The sequence below is a fragment of the Acidovorax sp. FW305-C-20-28 genome (genome assembly GCF_058783375.1).
The window spans coordinates 41,323-61,835 of sequence record NZ_JBYSYM010000011.1 but is presented as its reverse complement, the minus strand read 5'-3'; the positions used below and the strand labels follow the sequence as shown (position 1 = coordinate 61,835).

Below are 20,513 nucleotides of genomic sequence, written 5' to 3'. Positions count from 1 at the left end.
AATGCCTGCATGGTTTCGCCCTCCTACCTGCGTGCCGGCCTGACTGCTCTGGCCCTGGGCTCCGGCCTGGCCGCCACGGCGGCACCTTTGCCCGACATGCCGGACACCCTGATCGAAAAGTCGCGCCTGGTGCGCGAGTCGCGCGACCGGGCGTGGGACCCCGCTTCGGGGCAACTGGGCAACCTGCGGCAGGTGCGCATCGTGGCCGAGGGCTGCACGGTGCGCGTGATCTCGGGGCCAGACAACCGGCTGATCGGCCCGCGCGACAAGGTGGACGTGGGCGAGGACAACTACATACCGGGCGACAAGACCGTGCCGCGCGATGTGGTGCTGCGCATGCGCGGCGGTGCGCAGCAGCAGCAGCAACAGGGCCGCGGCGCGCCCTGCTTCACGCTGCAGGTGGCCACGGCGGACTATTTTCTCCTCAGTGGCGACGGTGCCACCTACCTGTTCGACCGGGTGGAGCAGCCGGCGATGCGGGTCTTCTTGAACCCCAGCTCGCAGCTGCGCGTGTGGTTCCAGGACGTGAAGATGGGCTTGCTGAGCGTGGAATCCAACGCCGGTGCAATTGCTGGCGGCACCGGCCAGGTGCAGTGGCTGAAGCTCACCAGTAACCGACGCAGCACTGCCATGCTGTTCCACGAAGTGAACGCCCGGCACATCGGCGTGAGCAGCCTGACCCCCGGGGCGCGCTACTCCATCCGCATTGGCCCGGACACCAAGGCAGGCTACTACCAGCCCGCCCGGGCCCCCGGCAACCTGGCCGATCTGTACCCGATCTGGATCGACGGCCCGCAGGACGCGCTGAACATACCCGCCAGCCGCGTGCACCCCATGGCGCTGACGCCAGAGATCCGCCGCGAGGCCTTGGCCCTGCGCAACGAGGTGCTGGGCCGCGCTGGGCCCTCGCCAGCACTGCCATCATCCCCCGGGCCCGCAGCGCTGGTGCCCGGCCCACCGGTGGCTACCGCACCGCGCCAGCTGGTGGCCGACGGCTTTCGGCCCTACCTGCCGCCCGGTGTGGAACTGGCCTCCGTGGACCTGCACAAAGCCGGTGGTGCAATGGAGGGCACGGCCCCCGATGTGGCGACCGTGCGCACGCTGGTGCAGTCGCTGGGCCGCTCGCCCGACGTGGTCTATGCCCAGGTTGGCTACACCCGCCCGCAGGGTACGCAGGTGGCCTTTCGCGTGCTGTTCGACCTGGCCTGCCAGGCCCCCGGCGAGCCCAGCATCTGCCTGCCGGGCAACGGCAGCGGCAACAGCAGTGCCGCCTACACCGAGGAGCAGATCCGGGGCGAATTGCTGCCCCTGCTGGGCCCCCAGGTGGACCTGACCCGGCTGCAGTTGCGCGAGGGCGGCGTGGTGCTGCTCGAAGGCCGTGCCAGCGACGCCGATGCCAGGGCCGCACTGGCCCGCGTACGCGAGCAAGCCCCCTGGCTGCGCGGCTCGTCCAGCGGCGTGGGCAATGGCAGCTTTTCGGCGCGCATGGTGCTGGCGTGCCAGGCACCGCCGCCGCGCCAGGGGGGCATCTGCAAGGCGCCGCTCTCGGCCAAGCGCTGACGGGTCTACAGTCCGAACAATTAGCCCAACGCCGCGCGCAGCATGACCAAGACGCACACCGGCAATGTGGAGACCTTCAAGTCGGCGACTTCGGCTTTCTGGGTGAGGTGTGGGACGACAAGGCGGTGTTCTGCCGCGCCCCGCGTGGAGATCCTGGCAATGTTTGGCGGCGCGGATGGATCGCTGCTGCGCTGAGAGCGGCTAACAAAACTCAGCGAAGCGGTTCTGGCTAGGCACTGCGTCGCAGGCAGTACGGGTAGTACGACAAGATCCGGCAACGACGCCAGAAGAGGTTTGCAGGCCGATCTGCTCCAGGCCACTCAGCGCAATCTGGAGCTGGAGCGACAGCTTTCAGCAACCGTCGCAGCAGATGCCGCTCGTCAGCAACTCACGACAGAGTTGATGAATCGCCTGGACGCGCTTCGATCTCCCCCAGGCAAATGATCGACCCCACATTCCAGTTCGCTCATTGCTGGAGACGACTGCCGGGACCCGGACCTCTTCAATCCGAAAACCATAAAAACACTATATGTAGTGTTCTTCAATCACGAAAACACTATAGGTAGCGTTGTTATCGTTTTGCGCATCTCTTGGAAATTTGATCCAATCGGGCCCAAGCGATGAAGGAAAACTGAGGTTTAGGGCTGCCGCAGGCAACAGTGGGGCGATAACCAAAGCGAGCGCGATGATGGCTCGCGTTCTCCCCAGAGACTGCCTCCCCGCGCTTTGTCCGCGCTGGTGGCTTGAATTCTCAGACTCGGCCCTGATTTGCGCTGCTGAGGAGAGCTACCTGGCGCCAAGTGCCCCGGGGAAAATTCAACCAGTTGGAGCGAGTATGGCGAAACGGAGTTGGAGCGAAGCTGCGGCGAAAAAGCGCATCACAGCGCGATTGGCCGAAGTCAGTACGGTGACCATCAAGGAGTACGTGCGAACCACTGACCTGCAGGGGATCGCAAATGGGGTTGCCTATCGAGTGGATGGTGTCCACCTGTACATCGACATCCTGAACATCGGTGACATGCTCAATGTCACGGACTACGAGGGCACCACAAGCCATCGCCGTACGCTCAGGTTTCTGAACTTGCACTACCGCGCTGTACGCGACATTCTGGCGGATGTTGATGCAATCGAGATCGATTTCCACAACCAGCGATTGCACGCCGTGTTCGCCAAGCCCTACGGGGATGAGAAAGCGCGCATCCTCAAGGCGGTGGCCACGGCTCAATTGATCCGTGATGTGCTGACCAAGACCGGTGAAGGTGGTGACGACCCATTGCCTGCGGCAAAGACGCGTGTCGGCATTGACTCCGGCAAGGCCCTGGCTGTAAACAATGGCCGGCGGTCAAGCCGCGAGCCGCTGTTTCTCGGCGATCCCGCCAATCAGGCTGCCAAGCGAGCTGGGGGCGATGTTGAGGGTATCTACATGACCAACACTGCCCGTGCGGTACTCGGGTGGGACGAAGTCATCGATATGGACGAGACGGAAGTGACCCAAGCCCAGATCGAAGAAGCACAGAAGGCAGCAGACCTTCCTGTGACCGTCAGCAGCGTTGTCAAAAGCTGGGAGGCTGATCTGGCGAACAATCCGATCGGGTCGTTTGACTTCTCTCGCCATACTCCACCGTTCAAGGATATCGACCTGGAGAAGCTGACGCCTGGCAACTCGCGTCGCCAGGAAAGCGCGTCCGTCTACGCCGACATCGACAACTTCACGCGCTACATCACAGATCGAATTGAAGACGATGAAAGTGCAGCAAGTGTGGTCAAGACACTCCACGTACTGCGCGGCGAGCTCGATTCGGTACTCTATGACGATTTCGCGGGCCGCAAGATCCGCTTCATCGGAGACTGCATACACGGCGTCCTGGTTGAGGGTACTGCCCAAACCACCGACGACGCCGAGACAGCCAAGAACGCTCTGCTGTGCGCCGCGGCAATGCGTAGCAGCTTCAATCTGGCGATGAGTGAGCTCAAGGCGGCAGAAATCGACGCGGGCGATCTTGGGTTGGCGATCGGCGTGGAGCACGGCGTTATCTCGGTCACCCGCCTTGGCATCAAAGGTGAGCGTACTCGTTGCTGCATCAGCCGCTCAGTGCTTGCCTCCGAGGGGGAGCAGAAGCGCTGCAATGGCCGCCAGACAGCCATGGGTCCCGAACTCTACAAACATGCTCCTGAGCAGTTCCAGACGCTTTTCGGTGCCGACCGGCGCCGCGCCGACTTCGACTATGTCGCGGCAGAAGAGGCGCTCAACCCCAAAACCGAAGCGAAGAAGGCCGCCACACTCAGTGGTGGGCTTCTGCAGCCCGCCACGGCCACAGCAGCAGCGGCTGGCTTCGCCTTTGGCAAGGTCGCAGCGCAGCCCTCCAATAGCCAGCGAGGCTTTGCTTGAACTGGTTTCAGCGGTTTCCTGACCGTCTTGTGCACGAACAGGAAGCCCTTGAGAATCTGCTCCCTCAAGGATGGGTAAAGCGAGTAGTTTGGGCGGTCGATGAGTCGGCAGGGACGGTATCGGCTGAGGTCGATTTTGAAGCGGGCGGCTGGCTGCGAGAAGTCAGACTCGTCTATCCGTTTGTCTATCCCTTCTGCCCGATACAGGTGTTACCTCGGGCGGAGGGAGAGCGTTGGTCAATCCACCAGTGGCCGAGTGGTGAGCTGTGTTTGGAGATGCGTGCGGACAACTGGCACACAGACTTCAATGGGGCTGACATGCTGATCAGCGCACGCAATCTGCTTGGTACCGAAGCGCAGGTCGATGATGTCGGCAATGCAATGCGGGTGCCAACAACCCATCACGTCACACCGGCGCAATTACTGCATTTCAAAGCTGCGCGTCTTGTCATCAGCGACGCAATGATTGCTGAAGTGATCCGGCGAGGAGGAGATGTACATGGCATGGACCTCACGGCTGTCGATCACGAAAACTGCGTAGTGCATTTCGCAGTCGGCCTGGTCGGATCTGCCGAACACAACGCTTGGGTAGATGAGGGAATCCCCTCGCGTTTACGAGCCAAGGCGAATCGGCTGGCGAGAGTCGCTGTGCTCCAGAAAGGCGATGCGCGCCACCTCGCACTGCTTGACAAGAAGCTCTCCCCTGACGAGGTTTGGGCGCGGTTTTCTTCGATTGCGTATTCAGGATACGGTGTCGCCATCGGCCTCCTGGATGGACAAGTGCTCGCCAAATGGCTGGGAGAAAAGGCCTACGACTTAGCCAAGGTTCCTATGGACTACCAACAACGAGCGCCAGCTCGGAACACTGCGATGGCTGGCAAGCGTGTGGCCATCGTAGGCTGCGGCTCAATGGGAAGCAAGGTCGCTGCTAGTCTCGCTCGTGCCGGCGTCACGGACTTCTACCTCGTAGATGGCGATGTAATGAAGATCGCCAACATTGTGCGCAACGATCTCGACTGGACGGCAGTTGGTGCGCACAAAGTGGATGGTGTGACAGAGAGGCTGCAAGCGATCAATCCGGAGATCAAAGTTGATGGTTGGATTGGCCATCTTGGAGGCCAGTTTTCCACGGCAAACCTTGTTACTTGCCTGAGCAAGCTGGCCGAGTGCGATTTGATTGTCGAGACCACAGCCAGTGGCCAAGGTTTCGGTATGGCCGCCCAGGTTGCGACGATGGATGACATCCCAATGGTGTGGGGGCGCGTGTTCGGCGGAGGATATGGCGGCTACGTTGCGCGTAGTCGGCCTGGCCTTGAAGCAGATGCACTTGATGTGCGGCATGAAATCTATACTTGGATGACCAATCCCGAGTTTCCAAAGCCGCCCAAGGACAGTGACATTGACTATGGAGTTGAGCCTGACAACCAGCCGAGCATGATTGCTGATGATGCGGATGTGTCGGTCATCGCCGCCCATTTGGCGCGCATGGCTCTTGATGCAATGCTTCCCGCCAACGAATCGGACTATCCGTATTCGGCTTATGTCATCGGGTTGCGCGCAGAGTGGATCTTCGCAGAGCCATTTCAAACATTCCCAATTAAGCTTAAGCCGCCACCAGCTTTGGGAGCGATTGGCGCCTTCCTTTCGACGGCTGCCACAGTTCTGCCAGACCTTGTGCCTCCGTCTGAACAATGATCGACATCATTCTTAGCGCCAGATGCGTGCGCAAGCTCAAAAGGGAGTTAAAAGCTGCGGGACGCAACGAAATCGGTGGCGTGATGGCCGCTGAGCAGATTGCGGACGGCCAGTTTCTCGTCAGAGATCTTTCCGTGCAGCGCGATGGCACCCCGACGTCGTTTGTGCGCGATCCGTTGCAGCATCGCAGGTTCATGCGGCGCTTCCGCATGCTCACAGGGAACAATCCTGAGCGATTCAACTATCTCGGCGAGTGGCACTCCCATCCCAGCTTTTTGGCGTTGCCGAGTCCACCTGACGTGTGGAACATGCATTTGGAAATGCATGATCCTGAACAGACTTCGACATTTCTCGTGCTGCTGATCGTCAAGCTTGGCGGGAGCGGCCGGCTGGTGGGGTCCACCCATGCCTTTCGTAGAGCGCACGCACCGATTCGCGTCAGGCTAGGTGCACCCGACGGTGTATCTGTTCAAGAAGAGGTGGATTTCAGCAGAACGGGGCTAGGGCGATCCTTGCAGCATGATCAAGGGGCTGTCACGTCGGTCAAACGCTTTCGCAGAGAATTTCGAGGAGATCAACGTGAGTACAGAAAATGAGCGCCTGCAAACGGCGCAGTGGGTATTGGAGCGCAATCTTGGATGGGTTGCAGCCGCCGAAGTAAAAGTGGGCGTCATCGTCGCCATCGACACCGCTATGCTGGGAGGACTAGGGGCAGCTTTCAGCACGGCTGATGTGGCTATGCGCACGCAGTGGGCCTATTTGCTCACCCTGGGGGCGGCACTTTGCTTGGGTATCGGTCTGGTTTGCGCAGCTTTTGCAGTTCTGCCTCGCGTTAGCGGGCCCGCTGCATCCTTGCTTTTCTTTGGGCGCGTAGGAAAAACTGAGGAGGCCGACTACATCAACAGCTTTAAAGGTGCTTCCATTGACGCACTTCTCACGGATTGGACATCTCAAATTCACCGCAACGCTCAAATTGCCTGCGAGAAGTTTCGCTGGGTCCGACACGGGATGCTGTGGTCGTTTCTGGCCATTCTGCCTTGGTTCGCTGCAATCATCATGCTGGTCCACAAGTAACCGGAGCCCCTGCCAAAATCATGGCTCCCCAAGTTCCCAATTGGGGAGCACCAGTTGACTTCATGAAGCGCGAAAGGCATCTCAACGATGCCCTGCACAGGCATTTGGAGCGCCGACTGATGCCTTCCCAGCTGGCGACGAAGAGGACTAACTCCTGGAATGGGCAATGCTATTACCCACCCTGTATTCCGACCTCGAAACGCAGGTCAAATAACCCCCTTGCGGATGGCTATTTGAGCCTCAATCAGCAGGCGGTTCGGTGACGAAGCGCGGTACCTGCCTGGAAACAATGAGCGTCCAGATGAGCAAAATTGTGCCCAAGCACTCGATACGGAGATAGCGTTGCCCAAGACACTCACCCAGATGAAGAAGCGCCTCGAAGAAGCGATGAATGAGGTCCATGAAGCCGAGGAGATCATTCCGCTGATAAAAGCGGTGATCGCCAGGTTTGAACTCGTGCCTGACGACTTGTTTGACACAAGTACGTCTGAATCCAGAGTGGCTATTCGAAAGATGTCTCGAGTAGATCCACCGTCAAGTGGCGAGGCGAGCATGTATCGAGACGCACTGGGCAACACATGGGCGGGTAAGGGCCGCCGTCCCAAGTGGTTGAGCGAAGCATTGGAGCAGGGCAAACGCCTTGAAGATTTCATGCCTCGGAAAAGTCATCTTCGAAACGCTAAGTAGTTGTCGCCAAAGAAATTCGGGCAATCGAATTCTGGATTTGCACGAAAACCGAGGTTACCCCTGTTAGCCGCTTTAAGCCGTGGACCAGTGCGCCAAGGGCATCGTGGTGCAAGCCGTGGGCATGGGCAACATGAATATCTCGATGTTCGAGGCAGTGAAGTACGCCCTGTCCAAGGGCGTGCAGGTGGTCATCTCCACCCGCGTGCACAAGGCCGCACCTACCCGCTGTATGGCTTTCAGGGCGGCGGCAAGGCAACTTTCGAGGCTAGTGCGGTGCTGGCGGGCGAGCTGAATCCCTAGAAGACGCGGCAGTTGCTCATGCTGATGCTGCACCAGTGGAAGGCCAGCAAGGCGGAGTTGCAGGCGGCGTTTGAGCGGTAACCTACCGGCTTGCATGAAAGAAAGGCGCTCTGAGAAGCGCTTTTTCGCAGGTGGCGCGGTACTCCTGCTTCGAACCCAAGGTGGGCCTTCAAGTAGCGAAACCGGGTGGTTTCATATACATAGCGATTAGGCTTGAAAAGGTGTTCATTTTGTTCCCCATCTCTCAACCCCAACGTATCGCACTGAATCGACCAGTCGATTTGGAATTTCCCTATATTCTTGAGTCTTCGCGTCGCGCAGCAAAAAAGATTCAGTTGTCCTCAAAAATAGATTGCCAACCACCTCAGAATCACATTTCGACTTGCTTTCGCAGTTAATTTCCAGTCGAATGGGGACGCCACCACCCAATCGTGCGAACCCAAGCGCTTGGCCGTATAGGGAAGGGGTAAAAGCAAATGCAAAAAAGGCACCAACCGAAATCGTGAATACAAAAACAACCAGCCACTTTACCAAATTCGGCTTTCTAGCCAAAAAGAGAACCATCAGCGTTGCAGCAAGAGAGAATGCGGGAAGGATCCATTGAGAAATGGATTTTAACGGAGCAAAAAGATAAAAAAATTGCGTCAACCCTTGCGTTGCCGCAAATGCCGGAATCGCCCCTTTGATTATATAAATCTTCAAAGGAATTCCACCCATAGATTCCCAATTTGCTCGTGAATCATCCGCAGGCATGGACATGGACATGGACATGAACTGCCGAATAGAGATTACGATCATTATATTTAACAAGCCAAGTATTGCAAATGCAATCAAAAATACAGAAAGGCTAATGGCCGCTGCAGCATGCCTCAAATAGGGGACGCCCTCTGTCGGGAGGCGCGCACCGTAGGCAAGAGCATAATTAGCGGCGCCAAGTTCTGCCACGAATCCAATGAGCGTTGAACTACCGAGCGCTGCAAAGAAAATTCCAATTAAAAGTCGGATTCTTAATGAAATCGACATAAAATCAACAATGAATATTCTTATTTTTTCAAAAAATTGCATAGAGTACATCCAGGAAATTAAAATTTCTCCTCAACTACATTTATTGAAAATTGCAGTTAAGCGAAAACCCACTAACGGACAAGCCTGGCCTTCCAGGCTATTGAAATAAATCAGCGCAACAGTCAACCGACCAAGATATCACTTTTCAGAAGGGAATGATACTATGCCTGAAGGGCAAAAATTTATGTAGCAACTGCCTGCGCAGTCAAGTGCAACTGGCGCACTGAAATTTATATCACCCAGCCTAACAAGAATCATCGGAATGCCACCGCTGATGGAGCCAGTCTCGACCATGAGTAGGCGTCGCTGCTGTAGATGATGGGGCCCTCCAACACATCGGAATTTCAGCGTATAGCATCGTAGCTTGTTGACTTATAAACGATGTTATTGCCGGGCTGAGCTGACGATCTTCGTCGTATATCACTGTAGCCGAGTCGCGCCCTACGAGTAGTAATCCGCTATCAAGGCACAATGTTCCACGTCAAAGAGATAGCGCTTTTTCTTGGTGTGAGAATGTGGCAACATCTTGCCGCTTGTATTCCCTATGGACCTCCGCCGATCTATTTCGTAGCCGTAGCGGAAGAGCGCCACCTCGGCCGTGCCACCGAGCGCCTGCACCTGTCCCAACCCCCGTTCACCCGCCAGATCAAGGCTCTGGAGGCCGAAGTCGGCGCGCAGTTCCGTGAGCGCACGCCCCGTGGCATGGTGTTGACCCATGCGGGTGAGACCCTGCTGCGCGATGCCAAAGCCATCTTCGGCATGGCGGACCAGGCGGCGGACCGGGCGCACCGGGCGGGGCGCGGCAAGCTGGGGCGGCTGGATGTGGGGGTGTATGGCTCGGTGATCTTTGATATCGTGCCAAGCATCCTGGCGCGCTTTTCGCGCGAGAACCCGGGTGTGGAGATTGCGCTATGCAACGCAATGTCTTCCTGCTGGAAGATGGCATATTCGTCCAGTTGCCAACAGCTGAAATGAACCACTAAGTTATGAATCGCTATGAATTGGTCCCAGAACTGAAAGAGTGGGATGCCCACAATGGAGGCGAGCAGTCCCCGGAAGGGTGGGCCAGTTGCATGGGCACCTTCTCGCACGCAGTTGGATATGCAAGCCTTGTTTGGCCAAGGTTCGTGGAGGTGCGGGGAATGGTGTTCCTGGAGGGCGTCACCGAGTCAGATGTGGAGGATTGGCTGGCCCACACGGCCCGCCACGAAAGAGCGGTCGAGGCCACAATCAACCACCTTCATCTTCTTGACATTCAGCATCCAGGCATCTGGTCGGAGGCAACAGAGACTCAGTTGAAGTTCCTGGGTAAAACGCTTCAGGCCTCATGGGCTGCGAAACTGGAAATCGACTTCCCTGGCCGGAAATTTGCGGTGGAGTTCATCGAAGGCTCATCGGATGATCTGCGCGAATACCAAGTCCTTTTCTATGAGCGCCGTGGTGACTAGCACTACCGTGAAGCCGCCATGCTTTGACGTCTTGCCGAGTTAACGCCCATGGACCTCCGCCGCCTGACTTATTTCGTAGCCGTAGCGGAAGAACGCCACCTCGGCCGTGCCGCCGAGCGCCTGCACCTCTCCCAACCGCCGCTCACCCGCCAGATCAAGGCCCTGGAGGCCGAAGTCGGCGCCCAGCTCTTCGAGCGCACCCCGCGCGGCATGGTGCTGACCCACGCGGGCGAGACCCTGCTGCGCGATGCCAAAGCCATCTTCGGCATGGTGGACCAGGCGGCGGACCGGGCGCACCGGGCGGCGCGCGGCAAGCTGGGGCGGCTGGATGTGGGGGTGTATGGCTCGGCGATCTTCGGTATCGTGCCGAACATCCTTGCACGTTTCTCGCGCGAGAACCCTGATGTGGAGATTGCGCTGTACCACGCGCAGACGCCGCAGCAGGTGACTGCCCTGCGGCAGGGCCGGGTGCTGATCGTGTTCGAGCGGTTGTTACCGGCCGACAGTGACCTGCAGGTGGAGCGTGTGGCCAGCGAGCCGCTGTGGGTGGCCATGTCAGACAATCATCCGCTGGCGCGGCGCAAGAAGGTGCCTGTGTCCCTGCTGCGCAACCACGCGCTGGCGGTGGGCTCGTCCCCTTCGGCCACGGCCACGCTGCTGCGGCTGTGCGCTGAGGAAGGCTTTGAGCCGCAGATCGCCACGCAGACCAGCGATGTGGTCATGGCCACGATGCTGACCGCCTTCAGCAACTGCCTGACGGTGGTGCCCTACTCCATGCTGAGCGTGCAGTTCCCTGGCGTGCGCTATGTGCCGCTGGTGGCGGCGCGGGGCGAAGCGACCATGGACCTGTACTGCTTTTACCGCAAGGACGAGGCATCGCCGTTGCTCGCACGCATGCTGGAAACGGTGCGAACTTATAGCGCCGCTGGCGCAGATTGACCCTTAGAAAACTCCTTACCGAAAAGGTATGGAGTTCAACGAAATTGGGAATGGACGTTTCTCGTGTGTCGGTGAACACTGCGATGCAGGTCACACAAGAACACGGAGACAACATTGAGTTCACGTCCATTCAAGCGCCTGCTGTTGACGGGCGCAGCCGGCGCGCTCGGCCGCGTGCTGCGGCCGGCCATGCGGGGCCATGCCTCGGTCCTGCGGGTTTCAGATATCCAGCCCATGGAGGAGGCGTCAGGCAACGATGAGGTCGTTGTCTGCGACCTGGCCGACAAGGCGGGCACCGATGCGCTGGTGGCAGGCTGCGATGCCATCGTGCACCTGGGCGGCATTTCGGTGGAGCGGCCGTTCGAGGAGATCATCGAGTCGAACATCCGCGGTACCTTTCACCTGTACGAAGGCGCGCGCCGGCATGGCGTGAAGCGGGTGGTGTTTGCCAGCTCGAACCATGTGGTGGGCTTCCACCCGCAGAGCGAGCATCTGCAGACCGACTGCGAGCGCCGGCCCGATGGCTACTACGGCATCTCCAAGGCCTTCGGCGAAGACCTGTCGCGCTTTTACTTTGACCGCTATGGCATTGAGACGGTGTGCCTGCGCATCGGCAGCGCCTATGCCGCGCCCAAGGACCAGCGCATGCTGTCGACCTGGCTGAGCTTTGGCGACCTGGAGGCGCTGGTCGGCCGCTCGCTGCTGGCGCCGGAGGTGGGGCACTTGATCGCCTACGGCATGTCGGCCAACCCCTCGGTGTGGTGGAGCAATGCCAAGGCGGCGCGCCTGGGGTTTGAGCCGCAGGACACGTCTGCGTCGTTCGAGGGCTCCAGCGCGCTGCCGGCCGCCCTGCCCGGCTCGCCGGAGGCGCGCTTTCAGGGCGGGTCGTTCGTGACCCGCGGCCCGTTTGAAACCCTGCCCGAGGTGGCGCCATGACGGTCCGCTTTGGCGTGGTGGGTATCGAGCACCGCCATGTGTACCACCTCATCCAGGGCCTGCTGGACGCAGGTGCCACCTGCGCCGGGTATGCCACGTCGCGCTCTGATCCGCTGGTGCTGCAGGGCGTGCAATCGCGCTTTCCAACCCTGAAGGCGGTGGATTCGGCTGAGGCGTTGCTCGATGACGATTCCGTCCAGTTGATCGTGACGGCGGATGTGCCCTCGCTGCGCGCCCCACTGGCGGTGGAGGCCATGCGGCGCGGCAAGGATGTGCTGACCGACAAGCCGGGCGTGACCAGCTTCGATCAACTGGCGGCTGTGCAGGCGGCGGTGCGCGAGACGGGGCGCCTGTTTGCGATCTGCTTTTCGGAGCGGCACATCGTGCCCTCGGTGGCCATGGCGCACAAGCTGGTGCAGCAAGGCGCGCTGGGCCAGGTGTTCCACACCCTGAGCATGGGCCCGCACCGGCTGAACGCGGCCACGCGGCCGGCCTGGTTCTTCGACAAGGCGACCTACGGCGGCATTCTGGTGGACATTGCCTCGCACCAGATCGACCAGTTTTTGGTGCTCACGGGCTCGACCGATGCCACGGTGGCCCATGCCGTGCACTCGCACATCGGGCAGGCCACGGCGGCCAGTTTTCAGGACTTTGGCGAGATTGCGCTGGCCTCGCGCAGCAATGCGGCGCGCGGCTATATCCGCGTGGACTGGTTCACGCCGGATGGGCTGCCCACCTGGGGCGATGGGCGCCTGTTCATTGGCGGCACCGAGGGTTCCATCGAGATCCGCAAGTATGTGGACATCGAAGGGCGCGCTGGCGGCGAGCACCTGTTTCTGTGCGACCGCACCGGCACGCGGCACATCGACTGCAGCCGGGAGCCCATCACCTTCTTCCGCGATCTGGTGGCCGATGTGCAGAACCGCACGGACAAGGCCGTGCCGCAGGACCATGTGTTTGCCGTGAGCCGGCTGGCGCTGGAGGCCGATGCCTTGGCCACCCGGAAGGGGGCCGCCGCATGACGACAAGCACCAAGAAACTGGGCATTGCCCTGCTGGGCGTGGGCCCGGGGTCCGAGCCGCACCTGCAGAGCCTGGCCACGCTGGCCGACCGCGTGGACCTGCGCTGGGCCCTGGCCCGCAGCAACCCCGACAAGGCCCGGGCGGCGGTGCCGCCCACCACGCGGGTGACGGCCGACCTGCAGGAGATTCTGGCCGACCCGCTGGTGGAGGCCGTCATCGTGGCGACGCCGGCCTATACGCACCTGGAGATTGCTGCGGCCGCACTCGCAGCCGGCAAGCACACCCTGGTGGAAAAGCCGCTGGACGTGACCCTGGCCCGGGCCGAGGAGCTGGTGGGCCGGGCCACGGCACAGGGCGTACACCTGGGCGTGGTGCTGCAGCACCGCTTTCGGCCTGGCGCGCAGCGCCTGAAGCAACTGCTGGACGCTGGCACGCTGGGTGCTGTGCAGAGCGCCGTGCTGCAGGTGCCCTGGTGGCGCTCGCAAGAGGGCTACTACGCCAAGGCCGGGCGCGGCACGCTGGCGCGCGATGGCGGGGGGGTGTTGCTGACCCAGGCCATCCATGCGATCGACCTTTTCCGCAGCCTGGTGGGGGTGCGCACGGTGGTTGCCTCGCAGATTGCGACCACGGCCATCCATGAGATGGAGACCGAAGACTTTGCCAGCGCGCTGCTCACCCTGGGCAACGGCGCGCCGGGTGTGCTGGTCGCTACCACCGCGATGTACCCGGGCCGGGCCGAGGTGCTGGAGCTGGTGTGCCGCCATGCCACGGCCACGCTGGAAGGCGGCACCCTGCGGGTGCAGTACCACGACGGGCGCTCTGAAACGGTCGAAGGCGAGGCGAAGTCAGGCAGCGGCGATTCGATCATGGACTTTTCGCCCGATGCGCACATCGCCCTGCACCGCGACTTCTTTGGCGCTGTGGCCGAGGGCCGCCCGCCCACGGTGACGGGCGCCGAGGCGCTGGCCACGCACCGGCTCATCGACCAGATCGTGCGGCAAGGAAAAGAAAGAGCCGCCTGAAGCAGAGCAAGCCAAGCAAATCAAAGCAATTACCACAAGGAGACAAGAGCCATGAAGAAGAAAGTGTTCCCCCAGATCGCACTGGCCCTGGCGGCGCTGTGCGCAGCCGCCCTGCCCGCGCACGGCGCCGACTTCCCCACCAAGCCCGTCAAGATCGTCGTGCCCTATGCGCCCGGCGGCACCACGGACGTGCTGGCCCGCTTCATCGGGCAGCGCCTGGCCGACAACCTGGGCCAGTCGGTCGTGGTGGACAACAAGCCCGGTGCGGCCGAAGCCGTGGGCGCCGGCCTGGTGGCCAAGGCCCCGGCCGACGGCTACACCCTGCTGTTGTCGACCATGACCACCCAGGCCATCAACCCCACGCTGTTTCCCAAGCTGTCGTTCGACGCGACCAAAGAGCTGACGGCCATTGGCCGCGTGGCCGATGTGCCGGCCATGATCGTGGTGAACCCTGGCGTACCGGCCAACACCTTGCCCGAGTTCCAGCGCTACCTCAAGGCCAACCCGGACAAGAGCTATGCCTCGCCCGGCAACGGCACGCCCAACCACCTGGCGACCGAGCTGTTCAAGCGCGCCGCTGGCGTCGAAGCCCTGCACGTGCCCTACAAGGGTGGCGCGCCGGCCGTGCAGGATGTCATGGCCGGGCAGGTGCAGTTCATGCTGATCCTGGCGCCCGAGGCCATGCCGCTGGTCAAGTCGGGCAAGCTGCGCAACCTGGCCATCACCACGCAGCAGCGCTCGCCTATGTTCCCCGACCTGCCCACGGCGTCGGAGCAAGGCATCAAGGACTTCGAGCTGGTGGTCTGGTACACGCTGCTGGCGCCTGCGGGCACGCCCAAGGACGTGGTGGCCAAGCTCAATGCCTCGCTGAACGCCGTGCTCAAGGAAAAGCAGACCACCGACAAGCTGGCTGAGCTGAGCATCAAGCCCGCCGGCGGCACGGCCGAAGAGGCCATGTCCTTCGCCAAGGTGGAGGCGGCGCGTTGGAAGAAGGTGATCGAGGACGCAGGGATCAAGGCGGAATAGGCGCAAGCAGCTGGCCGCTCTCCATCTCGACAGGCATCTGCGGTGGGCGGCCAGGCTGCGGCTATCGGATCACGCCTTTTTCTTCTCCAAACGCGCCAGCGCCGCCTCATACGCTTGCAGCACCTCCGGCCGGGTTTCGGCGGCGGCGTCGAACCGGCTGGCCAGCACGGCCGCATCGCTTTTGCTGCCCAGTTGGCCGATGGCCTTGAATATCTTTTTCATGAAGGCGGGGTCGCCGCCGATGATCTGCCGCTCAAAACGCAGCAGGTCCATGATGGGCTCCACCAGTTGCGATGACTGGGTCTTGCCGGCCACGTCGAGCAGGCCTTTGTAGTTGCCCAGGTGGGCGAGCGAAAACCTTTCCCGGTCGTTGAGGAAGGCGAGGAAGAGGTCGGTGCAAGCCGGGCTGGCCATCTTGCGCAGGACGTACATGATCGTGAAGTGCTCGACCTTGAGCTTGCCGACCTCGAATTCCTGCATGAAAGGGTGCTGCGCCATTGCCGTGTGAAAGCACTCGGTCATGGGTGCGATGACGCGCTCGCCGAAGCTGCTGAGCACGTCGATCAGCAAATTCATCTCATCTACGTGGTACGGACGCAGACCGTTGGCCACCATGGCGTGGAAGGCGCCATCGGCCGGGTGGGCCAGCGCGCCGCGCAGGGTTTCTTCGTCGAAGTTCCCAAGTACAAAGCGGGAGAAGGCCTTGCCCAGCAGCGCCAGGTCGGTGATGGCGTAGACCGCAGGCCAGTCCTTGGCCCGTATCAGGCCAGCCACACGCAAGGCCTCTGCGTCCTCTGCGTCGTTGTGTACCGGGGGCGGTTGGGGCGGCAGATCCAACCTCAGGGCGAGCCGCTCCTCAAGCTGCGGCGCGCTGGCATGAAAGTGAACGAACTTGCGGCCCGCCAGCGGCGCCAGCGTGCTGATGGGGTTGTACGCCACGTTCAGCTTCACGATCTGAGGGCATGCCGCCAGCGGCGACAAGTCGCTGATCTCGTTGAAGCTCAGGTCCAGGTCCGTCACCTGGGTGCACGCGACCAGGGGTGACAGGTCGCTGAGCGGGTTGCCCGAGAGGTCCAGCTTGACCAGTCCGGGATAGCTTTGAGCGTAGCCCTGCACGAAGCCCAGGTCCGAGATGCCGTTGCGCGAGAGTTCCAGGGACTGGAGCTGCGGCAGGTCCAGCCCTGCAGGAAGCACCGCCTTCTTGTTGTACCGCAGAGTGAGGTGGGTCAGCGCCTGAAAGCCATTGAGCGCCTCGGAATCAGAGAATCGGCAGCGCTCGATGCGCAGCGTCCGCAGGTGGGGCAGCGCGCGCAGAGCGGCGAGGTTGGTGAACTTCACATTTTCCAGCCACAGTGTCCTCAGGCCGGTGACGTGGGCTATGCGTGCCAGATCCACGGGCTCGGCCATCTTGCTGTTGGTCAGGCGCAGCATGTCCACATCATCGCAGCCTGCAATGTGGTCCAGGTCCTCGCTTTGGAAGCGATCCAGCCTCAGCTTGCTCGAGTGGTTGAGCACACGGACAGGGTAGTCATCGTCATTGGTCCATTTGGATTTTTGGGTTGCCATGGTGTAGGGCCTGGAGGGTCGATTCGAGGTGGGCGCATTGGCATGGCAACGTCGCCACCAGCGCCCAGCGGGTGCATCATAGGGGCGCGCTCGCGGGCTTGCTGGACAGGTTGTCCAGTTGGTGACCCCAGACGGGCAAGCCGAAGAGAAGGCCCTGAAGCTTGAACAAGCCAGCCGCCCGCACAAACAAAAAAGGCGCTCCTCGGAGCGCCTTTTGCGTGATGGCCAGCGGGTTTCAAGCCATCGAGTACCCTGCCCCGCCGCGGCGGCCGCCCTTGAGGTGGCGGGCCAGCAGCACCAGCATCACGAGGCCAAAGCCCACGAAGCAGATGAAGGACCAGTTGGCGATGGAGCCGCCCAGGAAGGTCCAGTCGATGGCCGTGCAGTCGCCCGAGCCGCGGAAGATCATGGGGATGGCGCGGCTGATGGGGTAGTTCTCGATCATGCCGTAGAAGTCGCGCCCGCAGGTGGCGATCTCGGGCGGGTACCACTGCAGCCAGCTCTGGCGCGCGGCCACGAAGGCACCAAAGCCGGCGATGAGCACGGCCACACCGGCCAGCGACATCCACCAGCCGCGCGAATCGCGTGCGGCCGCCAGGCCCGTGAAGATGGCCACGCCGATCAGCGCATAGCGCTGCACGATGCACATGGGGCATGGCTCCAGCCCCACCACATGCTGCAGATACATGCCAAAGGCCAGCATGCCCACACAGGCCAGGCTGATCAGCCCGAGGATGCGGCGCGGCGCATTGTCTATCCAGTTCAACACCATCATTCTTATCCTTGTGGCCGCCCTGCACCCGGTTCGCCCCGGGTGCCCACAGGGGCCACAAGGCAAGCGTCAGATGTTGGCGGCGTGGTCCAGAAAAACCTTGGCGCGGCGTGGTGTCACCACCAGCGTCTCGCCTTCCTTGAAATCCAGCTCCTTGAACTGCTGCGCGGGGATCTGGGCCTCGATCAGCGTCTCGGAACTCGAATTGTCGGCTGGTTTGTGATCATCGGACGGAATAAGTTCCAGCCGCGCGATGGGGCCGACCACAATGGCGCGGCTCAACTGTGCCACGATGCCGCGCGGGCGGCCCGAGGCGTCGATGCCCTCGCCCGGCGAGTAGCGCTGCACGTCGAGGTCGTGCGGGCGCACATAGGCGAAGGCCTTGGTGTTCTGCGTGTCGGCATGCTCGGGCGAGTCGATCTGCATGCCCTCCAGGTGCACCAGGCCCTCGTGGGCGCGGCCCTGGAACAGGTTCACATCGCCCAGGAAGCCGTAGACAAACGGGCTGGCCGGGTGGTCCCACACCTGCTGGGGCGAGCCGCTCTGTTCGATGCGGCCCTGGTTGATGACCACCACGCGGTCGGCCACTTCCAGGGCTTCTTCCTGGTCGTGGGTCACGAAAATGCTGGTCACGTGCAGTTCGTCGTGCAGGCGGCGCAGCCAGCGGCGCAGTTCCTTGCGCACCTTGGCGTCCAGGGCGCCAAAAGGCTCGTCGAGCAGCAGCACCTTGGGCTCCACCGCCAGGGCGCGGGCCAGCGCAATGCGCTGGCGCTGCCCGCCCGACAACTGCGAGGGGTAGCGCTCGGCCAGCCAGTCGAGCTGCACCAGCTTGAGCAGGTCCATCACCTTCTTCTTGATCTGGGCCTCGCTCGGGCGCTCGCTGCGCGGCTTGACGCGCAGGCCGAAGGCCACGTTCTCGAACACCGTCATGTGGCGGAACAGCGCATAGTGCTGGAACACGAAGCCCACGTTGCGCTCTCGCACGTGCACGTCGGTCGTGTCCTCGCCCGAGAAGTGGATGGTGCCCACGTCGGCCGTCTCCAGGCCGGCGATGATGCGCAAGAGCGTGGTCTTGCCGCAGCCCGAGGGGCCGAGCAGCGCGATCAGCTCGCCCGAGGCGATGTCCAGGCTCACGTCGCGCAGCGCATGGAAGTCGCCGAACTGCTTGCTGACGTTGCGAATTTCGATACTCATGGTGTGCTTTCTCTTGCTTCAGCGCGCAGACGGTGCGGGCGCGGGGCGCTCGGGCGGCAGCTCGGCCGCGGCCTTCATGTCCTGCTCGTTGCGCCATTCGGCGATCGACTTGATGACCAGGGTGACCAGTGCCAGCAAGGCCAGCAGCGAGGCGGCGGCGAAGGCCGCGACCGACTGGTACTCGTTGTAGAGGATTTCCACGTGCAGCGGGATGGTGTTGGTCTGGCCGCGGATGTGGCCCGAGACCACCGACACCGCGCCGAACTCGCCCATGGCGCGTGCGTTGCACAGGATCACGCCGTACAGCAGGCCCCACTTGATATTGGGCAGGGTCACGTACCAGAAGGTCTGCCAGCCGGTGGCGCCAAGCACGATGGCGGCCTGCTCTTCGTCGTTGCCCTGGGCCTGCATCAGCGGGATCAGCTCGCGCGCGATGAAGGGGAAGGTCACGAACACGGTGGCCAGCACGATGCCGGGCACGGCAAAGATGATCTTGATGTCATGCGCCTGCAGCCAGGGGCCGAACCAGCCCTGTGCGCCAAACACCAGCACATAGACCAGGCCGGCCACCACGGGGGACACCGAGAACGGCAGGTCCACCAGCGTGGTGAGAAAGGCCTTGCCCTTGAACTCGTACTTGGCGATGCACCAGGCCGCGGCCACGCCGAACACCAGGTTCAGCGGCACGGCGATGAGGGCCGTGATCAGCGTGAGCTTGATCGCGGCCCAGGCATCGGGCTCGCGCAGGCCTTCGAGGTAGGCGCCAAAGCCCTTGCGCAGCGCCTCAGCGAACACCGCGGCCAGCGGCAGCACCAGGAACAGCAGCATGAACAGCAGCGCCACCGTGATCAGGGTGTAGCGCACCCAGGGCGCCTCGGTGGTGCCGGCGCGCGCACGGCGCACCGTGCGGGAGTTGGTCGTTGCGCTCATGCCGGTGCTCCCGCGTGGCGGCGCTGCCAGGCCTGCAGCGCATTGATGACCAAGAGCAGGATGAACGAGATCACCAGCATCACCACCGCCACGGCGGTGGCACCGGCGTAGTCGTACTGCTCGAGCTTGCCGATGATGATGAGCGGCGTGATTTCAGACACCATGGGCATGTTGCCGGCGATGAAGATGACCGAGCCGTACTCGCCCACCGCGCGCGCGAACGCCATGGCAAAGCCGGTGAGCAGCGCGGGGGTGATGGAGGGCAGGATGACCTTGGTGAAGGTCTGCCAGCGCGTGGCGCCCAGGCAGGTGGCGGCTTCTTCGAGCTCTTTCTCGGCGTCTTCGAGCACCGGCTGCACCGTGCGCACCACGAAGGGCAGGCCGATGAAGATCAGCGCGATCACGATGCCCGCGGGCTTGAAGGCCAGCTGGATACCCAGCGGCTCCAGGTACTGCCCCACCCAGCCGTTGCCGGCCAAAAGGGCCGTCAGCGAGATGCCGGCCACGGCCGTGGGCAGCGCAAAAGGCAGGTCCACCAGCGCGTCGACGATCTTCTTGCCGGGAAACTTGTAGCGCACCAGCACCCAGGCGATCAAGAGGCCGAAGAACAGGTTGACGATGGCCGCGATGAACGAGGCACCAAAGGTCAGCCGGTACGAGGCCACCACGCGCGGTGCGCTGATGGCCGTCCAGAACTGCTCCCAGGTGAGCGAAAAGGTCTTGAAGATCAGTGCCGACAGCGGGATCAGCACGATGATGCTCAGGTAGAACAGCGTATAGCCCAGCGTGAGCCCAAAGCCGGGCAGTACCCGCTTGGACGTGCGCCGGCCGGCCGGCGCAGGGGACGCGATGGCACCCTGCGCGGCCACGGAGGTCGCAGCGGTCATGG

General features: G+C 62.0%; 20 protein-coding genes and 1 pseudogene. 15 read left to right on the top strand and 6 right to left on the bottom strand.

What is annotated here, in order from left to right:
• The first annotated feature begins 9 nt into the window (after positions 1-9).
• The 8 genes and pseudogenes from AC3WOH_RS14460 (at position 10) to AC3WOH_RS14425 (ending at position 7,696) form a co-directional block, all read left to right on the top strand.
• Positions 10-1,560, top strand: coding sequence for a hypothetical protein (locus tag AC3WOH_RS14460; protein WP_492230001.1), 1,551 nt, complete (start codon positions 10-12; stop codon positions 1,558-1,560).
• A 27-nt stretch (positions 1,561-1,587) separates the two neighbouring features.
• A pseudogene (locus AC3WOH_RS14455) lies at positions 1,588-1,752 on the top strand (asparaginase); the annotation flags it as partial.
• Between the two features lie 643 nt (positions 1,753-2,395).
• The gene (locus tag AC3WOH_RS14450) at positions 2,396-3,949 is read left to right on the top strand and encodes an adenylate/guanylate cyclase domain-containing protein (protein ID WP_492230000.1); all 1,554 of its coding nucleotides are present in this window, start codon (positions 2,396-2,398) and stop codon (positions 3,947-3,949) included.
• A complete protein-coding gene (locus AC3WOH_RS14445; protein ID WP_492229999.1) occupies positions 3,946-5,643 on the top strand; it encodes a ThiF family adenylyltransferase in 1,698 nt (565 codons plus the stop codon). Before AC3WOH_RS14450 ends, AC3WOH_RS14445 begins: the two co-directional genes overlap by 4 nt.
• Entirely contained in the window at positions 5,640-6,239 is a 600-nt protein-coding gene (locus tag AC3WOH_RS14440; RefSeq protein ID WP_492229998.1) for a Mov34/MPN/PAD-1 family protein, read from the top strand. The genes AC3WOH_RS14445 and AC3WOH_RS14440 overlap by 4 nt, the downstream gene beginning before the upstream one ends.
• Positions 6,223-6,717 (top strand): Pycsar system effector family protein, encoded by a 495-nt coding sequence (locus AC3WOH_RS14435; protein WP_492229997.1) that lies wholly within the window; start codon positions 6,223-6,225, stop codon positions 6,715-6,717. Before AC3WOH_RS14440 ends, AC3WOH_RS14435 begins: the two co-directional genes overlap by 17 nt.
• A gap of 363 nt (positions 6,718-7,080) precedes the next feature.
• The gene (locus AC3WOH_RS14430; protein ID WP_492229996.1) at positions 7,081-7,404 is read left to right on the top strand and encodes an H-NS histone family protein; all 324 of its coding nucleotides are present in this window, start codon (positions 7,081-7,083) and stop codon (positions 7,402-7,404) included.
• A 79-nt stretch (positions 7,405-7,483) separates the two neighbouring features.
• On the top strand, positions 7,484-7,696 hold the full coding sequence (locus AC3WOH_RS14425) for a hypothetical protein (RefSeq protein WP_492229995.1): 213 nt from the start codon (positions 7,484-7,486) through the stop codon (positions 7,694-7,696).
• 233 nt (positions 7,697-7,929) lie between these two features.
• On the opposite strand, the gene AC3WOH_RS14420 is transcribed toward AC3WOH_RS14425, so the two are convergent.
• The gene (locus AC3WOH_RS14420) at positions 7,930-8,769 is read right to left on the bottom strand and encodes a hypothetical protein (protein ID WP_492229994.1); all 840 of its coding nucleotides are present in this window, start codon (positions 8,767-8,769) and stop codon (positions 7,930-7,932) included.
• A gap of 471 nt (positions 8,770-9,240) precedes the next feature.
• Here AC3WOH_RS14420 and AC3WOH_RS14415 point away from each other — a divergent pair, with 471 nt between their 5' ends.
• The 7 genes from AC3WOH_RS14415 (at position 9,241) to AC3WOH_RS14385 (ending at position 15,162) form a co-directional block, all read left to right on the top strand.
• Complete coding sequence (locus tag AC3WOH_RS14415; protein WP_492229993.1) at positions 9,241-9,744, top strand: LysR family transcriptional regulator; 504 nt, start codon at positions 9,241-9,243, stop codon at positions 9,742-9,744.
• Positions 9,745-9,755: 11 nt separating this feature from the next.
• Complete coding sequence (locus AC3WOH_RS14410; RefSeq protein ID WP_492229992.1) at positions 9,756-10,217, top strand: hypothetical protein; 462 nt, start codon at positions 9,756-9,758, stop codon at positions 10,215-10,217.
• A gap of 48 nt (positions 10,218-10,265) precedes the next feature.
• Positions 10,266-11,156: a LysR substrate-binding domain-containing protein gene (locus tag AC3WOH_RS14405; protein WP_492229991.1), complete on the top strand. Its 891-nt coding sequence runs from the start codon at positions 10,266-10,268 to the stop codon at positions 11,154-11,156.
• Positions 11,157-11,270: 114 nt separating this feature from the next.
• A complete protein-coding gene (locus tag AC3WOH_RS14400) occupies positions 11,271-12,092 on the top strand; it encodes an NAD-dependent epimerase/dehydratase family protein (protein ID WP_492229990.1) in 822 nt (273 codons plus the stop codon).
• The gene (locus tag AC3WOH_RS14395) at positions 12,089-13,114 is read left to right on the top strand and encodes a Gfo/Idh/MocA family protein (RefSeq protein WP_492229989.1); all 1,026 of its coding nucleotides are present in this window, start codon (positions 12,089-12,091) and stop codon (positions 13,112-13,114) included. The genes AC3WOH_RS14400 and AC3WOH_RS14395 overlap by 4 nt, the downstream gene beginning before the upstream one ends.
• Positions 13,111-14,136, top strand: coding sequence for a Gfo/Idh/MocA family protein (locus AC3WOH_RS14390; RefSeq protein WP_492229988.1), 1,026 nt, complete (start codon positions 13,111-13,113; stop codon positions 14,134-14,136). The genes AC3WOH_RS14395 and AC3WOH_RS14390 overlap by 4 nt, the downstream gene beginning before the upstream one ends.
• A gap of 51 nt (positions 14,137-14,187) precedes the next feature.
• The gene (locus AC3WOH_RS14385; RefSeq protein ID WP_492229987.1) at positions 14,188-15,162 is read left to right on the top strand and encodes a Bug family tripartite tricarboxylate transporter substrate binding protein; all 975 of its coding nucleotides are present in this window, start codon (positions 14,188-14,190) and stop codon (positions 15,160-15,162) included.
• Positions 15,163-15,231: 69 nt separating this feature from the next.
• Here AC3WOH_RS14385 and AC3WOH_RS14380 read toward each other — a convergent pair whose 3' ends face one another.
• The 5 genes from AC3WOH_RS14380 to cysT form a co-directional block, all read right to left on the bottom strand.
• Positions 15,232-16,728 carry a leucine-rich repeat domain-containing protein gene (locus AC3WOH_RS14380; protein ID WP_492229986.1) on the bottom strand — a complete coding sequence of 499 codons (1,497 nt, stop codon included), beginning with the start codon at positions 16,726-16,728 and terminating at the stop codon, positions 15,232-15,234.
• 235 nt (positions 16,729-16,963) lie between these two features.
• Positions 16,964-17,500 (bottom strand): disulfide bond formation protein B, encoded by a 537-nt coding sequence (locus tag AC3WOH_RS14375; RefSeq protein WP_492230094.1) that lies wholly within the window; start codon positions 17,498-17,500, stop codon positions 16,964-16,966.
• A gap of 69 nt (positions 17,501-17,569) precedes the next feature.
• Positions 17,570-18,694, bottom strand: a complete 1,125-nt coding sequence (locus AC3WOH_RS14370) for a sulfate/molybdate ABC transporter ATP-binding protein (protein ID WP_492229985.1) — start codon at positions 18,692-18,694, stop codon at positions 17,570-17,572.
• Positions 18,695-18,712: 18 nt separating this feature from the next.
• Positions 18,713-19,624, bottom strand: a complete 912-nt coding sequence (cysW, locus tag AC3WOH_RS14365) for a sulfate ABC transporter permease subunit CysW (RefSeq protein WP_184856206.1) — start codon at positions 19,622-19,624, stop codon at positions 18,713-18,715.
• On the bottom strand, positions 19,621-20,511 hold the full coding sequence (gene cysT, locus AC3WOH_RS14360) for a sulfate ABC transporter permease subunit CysT (protein WP_492229984.1): 891 nt from the start codon (positions 20,509-20,511) through the stop codon (positions 19,621-19,623). The genes cysW and cysT overlap by 4 nt, the downstream gene beginning before the upstream one ends.
• Positions 20,512-20,513: the final 2 nt, after the last annotated feature.

What these genes read in the sequence shown, in the direction of transcription:
- AC3WOH_RS14460 (WP_492230001.1), top strand. Translation starts at nt 10, where the DNA reads ATGGTTTCGCCCTCCTACCTGCGTGCCGGCCTGACTGCTCTGGCCCTG.
- AC3WOH_RS14450 (WP_492230000.1), top strand. Translation starts at nt 2,396, where the DNA reads ATGGCGAAACGGAGTTGGAGCGAAGCTGCGGCGAAAAAGCGCATCACA.
- AC3WOH_RS14440 (WP_492229998.1), top strand. Translation starts at nt 5,640, where the DNA reads ATGATCGACATCATTCTTAGCGCCAGATGCGTGCGCAAGCTCAAAAGG.
- AC3WOH_RS14430 (WP_492229996.1), top strand. Translation starts at nt 7,081, where the DNA reads ATGAAGAAGCGCCTCGAAGAAGCGATGAATGAGGTCCATGAAGCCGAG.
- AC3WOH_RS14420 (WP_492229994.1), bottom strand. Translation starts at nt 8,769, where the DNA reads ATGCAATTTTTTGAAAAAATAAGAATATTCATTGTTGATTTTATGTCG.
- AC3WOH_RS14415 (WP_492229993.1), top strand. Translation starts at nt 9,241, where the DNA reads ATGTTCCACGTCAAAGAGATAGCGCTTTTTCTTGGTGTGAGAATGTGG.
- AC3WOH_RS14410 (WP_492229992.1), top strand. Translation starts at nt 9,756, where the DNA reads ATGAATCGCTATGAATTGGTCCCAGAACTGAAAGAGTGGGATGCCCAC.
- AC3WOH_RS14405 (WP_492229991.1), top strand. Translation starts at nt 10,266, where the DNA reads ATGGACCTCCGCCGCCTGACTTATTTCGTAGCCGTAGCGGAAGAACGC.
- AC3WOH_RS14395 (WP_492229989.1), top strand. Translation starts at nt 12,089, where the DNA reads ATGACGGTCCGCTTTGGCGTGGTGGGTATCGAGCACCGCCATGTGTAC.
- AC3WOH_RS14390 (WP_492229988.1), top strand. Translation starts at nt 13,111, where the DNA reads ATGACGACAAGCACCAAGAAACTGGGCATTGCCCTGCTGGGCGTGGGC.
- AC3WOH_RS14385 (WP_492229987.1), top strand. Translation starts at nt 14,188, where the DNA reads ATGAAGAAGAAAGTGTTCCCCCAGATCGCACTGGCCCTGGCGGCGCTG.
- AC3WOH_RS14380 (WP_492229986.1), bottom strand. Translation starts at nt 16,728, where the DNA reads ATGGCAACCCAAAAATCCAAATGGACCAATGACGATGACTACCCTGTC.
- AC3WOH_RS14375 (WP_492230094.1), bottom strand. Translation starts at nt 17,500, where the DNA reads ATGGTGTTGAACTGGATAGACAATGCGCCGCGCCGCATCCTCGGGCTG.
- AC3WOH_RS14370 (WP_492229985.1), bottom strand. Translation starts at nt 18,694, where the DNA reads ATGAGTATCGAAATTCGCAACGTCAGCAAGCAGTTCGGCGACTTCCAT.
- cysW (WP_184856206.1), bottom strand. Translation starts at nt 19,624, where the DNA reads ATGAGCGCAACGACCAACTCCCGCACGGTGCGCCGTGCGCGCGCCGGC.
- cysT (WP_492229984.1), bottom strand. Translation starts at nt 20,511, where the DNA reads ATGACCGCTGCGACCTCCGTGGCCGCGCAGGGTGCCATCGCGTCCCCT.